Source organism: Serratia sp. CY38905 (assembly GCF_052168875.1).
In the GTDB taxonomy this organism is placed as follows: Bacteria; Pseudomonadota; Gammaproteobacteria; order Enterobacterales; family Enterobacteriaceae; genus Serratia; species Serratia sarumanii.
Genome location: NZ_JBJNLV010000041.1, coordinates 1 through 2,367, shown reverse-complemented (window position 1 = coordinate 2,367; position 2,367 = coordinate 1). Strand labels below are relative to the sequence as shown.

Annotated in this window: 1 protein-coding gene and 2 pseudogenes; 1 reads left to right on the top strand and 2 read right to left on the bottom strand. The window is 53.3% G+C overall.

Going from position 1 to position 2,367, the window contains the following annotated elements:
• Window positions 1–119 precede the first annotated feature (119 nt).
• Window positions 120–1,217: pseudogene (locus ACJ8MK_RS25930) on the top strand (TonB-dependent receptor domain-containing protein); the annotation flags it as partial.
• Window positions 1,218–1,491: 274 nt separating this feature from the next.
• Here the strand turns inward: ACJ8MK_RS25930 and ACJ8MK_RS25925 are convergent.
• Both ACJ8MK_RS25925 and ACJ8MK_RS25920 read right to left on the bottom strand, forming a co-directional pair.
• The gene (locus ACJ8MK_RS25925; protein ID WP_071600447.1) at window positions 1,492–1,653 is read right to left on the bottom strand and encodes a replication initiation protein; all 162 of its coding nucleotides are present in this window, start codon (window positions 1,651–1,653) and stop codon (window positions 1,492–1,494) included.
• Window positions 1,654–2,010: 357 nt separating this feature from the next.
• Window positions 2,011–2,253: pseudogene (locus tag ACJ8MK_RS25920) on the bottom strand (TetR/AcrR family transcriptional regulator C-terminal domain-containing protein); the annotation flags it as partial.
• Window positions 2,254–2,367: the final 114 nt, after the last annotated feature.

The window sequence follows — 2,367 nt, the reverse complement described above, 5'->3', positions numbered from 1 at the left end:
CTGGTACGAGCGCTGAACAAAATGACGAAAGCAGGTATGCCTGAAAGCGTGCGTATTGCCTGAAAACACAACCCGCTACGGGGGAGACTTACCCGAAATCTGATTTATTCAACAAAGCCACGCGCTGGACACACCACGATGACAGCGGTTTTATCCCTTACGCCATCACCACCGGCCTTGATTACGAGGCGATGACCGAACAGCGCAAAGGCTATGAGAACTTTGTTTATCAGAACGGCGTTTACGATCTCGGCACCAAAGGTGATATGCGACGTAACGAACGTAACCTGATGTGGAACCTCGATCCCTACATTCAAACGCACTGGCAGCTCACCTCAGCCCTGGGGCTGGACGCCGGGGCGCGCTATAGCTCGGTATGGTTTGATTCCAACGATCGTTATGTTGTAGGTAAAAATGGTGATGATAGCGGCGAAGCGAGCTATCACAAGTGGCTTCCGGCGGCAGCGCTGAAGTATGCCATGACGCCGCAGTGGAACGTTTACCTCTCTGCCGGGAGGGGATTTGAAACGCCGACCATTAACGAGCTGTCCTATCGTCCCGATGGTCAGTCCGGGCTTAACTTTGCTCTGCAACCGGCCACTAACACCACCGTTGAAGCAGGCAGTAAATGGCAGGTGGGCACCGGGATGGCGAGCCTGAGCGTCTTCAATACGGACACGAAAAATGAAATTGTCGTTGCCGCCAGCGACAATGGCCGTACGTCCTATCAGAACGCGGGCAAGACGCGCCGCCGCGGGGTCGAACTGGGATGGGATCAGCAATTTGCGCCCGCCTGGCGCGCCAAACTGGCGTGGACGCTGCTGGATGCGACCTACCGTGAAAACGCCGGCGATGCTATTCAGAGCGGCAATCGGATCCCGGGGATTGCACGTAATAGCGCCTATGCCTCCTTTGGCTGGGTGCCGGAAGAGGGATGGTACGCTGGCGCTGAAGTCCGCTATATGAGCGATATTCAGGTCAACGATGCCAATAGCGAGCAGGCTCCAGCCTATACGGTGACGGCACTGAATACCGGCTATAAATATGTGCTAGATAACTGGACCGTCGACCTCTATACGCGCGTTGATAACCTGTTTGATAAGCGCTACGTCGGCTCTGTTATCGTCAACGAGAGCAACGGACGCTATTATGAACCGGCGCCGGGCCGTAACTATGGCGTTGGGCTATCGGTCAGCTATCAGTTTGATTCGCTGTAACAATACGGCTGCCGGAGAGTGCTATTGAGGTGAGGCTCCGGCAGCGGGTAAAGGCGTTGATTCCTGGATAATAAATATCACAAGGATATTGGTTAACTATTTATTTTTAAATAATTTCTTGAGATCTGACGTTGGACGTCGTAGTCTCTTGCCATGTAAACGAAAAAACCACCTTGCAGGGTGGTTTTTCGAAGGTTCAGTAAACCGGCAAGTTTCTGAACCGTGGTAACAGTCTTGTGCGAGACGTCACCAAATCTGTCCTTTTAGTGTAGCCTCAGTCTGGCCACCACTTCAAGAACTCTCGATACATCTCTCGCACATCCTGTTTACCAGTGGCCGCTGCCAGTGGCGTTAAGTCGTGTCTTTCCGGGTTGGACTCAAGACGATAGTTACCGGAAAAGGCGCAGCGGTCGGGCTGAACGGGGGGTTCTTGCATACAGCCCAGCTTGGAGCGAACTGTCTAAACGGAACGGGGCGTGGTGATTTAGGTAAAGCTTCCACCACTACACGGATGCCGCAGGACGGGAACAGGAGAGCGCAAGAGGGGGGCCGCTTGGAATTCGGAAATTATCCTACGTTAAGCTTTTCAAGCTTAACGGGTGATTTCGTTCAATTGAGTGGAAACCCCTGACCGTAAGGGATGTACGGAACTATCAGACTGTCCGTTTCTGGTTTTGCCTACTTTCGTACAGATCGGTGGCATGGTGTACGTAATCGCTCGGTTTCGGACGCAGAAATGGCATAGCACCGCCACTTGGGCAGTTTGCTAACAGTTGATGGTTAAAAAACAGCCTTAGCGTAGGATATTTTCCCTTTCCCAAGCGGACCCCTGCAACAGTGCCGTAAGCTGCACCTCAAACCCCCGGATCAGGCTCTCCAGGCCATGCAGAAAGGCCTGCTCACCATCATCACTGTCCATAATCTGCAGCGCTTCCCGCAATAGCGGCGGCAGGTTTTCGTCCGGTGCTGCAGGGCGGTCGGTCAGGGCGGCAGTATGCTCCTGCTGCTCCAGTACGGCACCAAGGGTAAAAGGCACTGTTGCAAATAGTCGGTGGTGATAAACTTATCATCCCCTTTTGCTGATGGAGCTGCACATGAACCCATTCAAAGGCCGGCATTTTCAGCGTGACATCATTCTGTGGGCCGTACG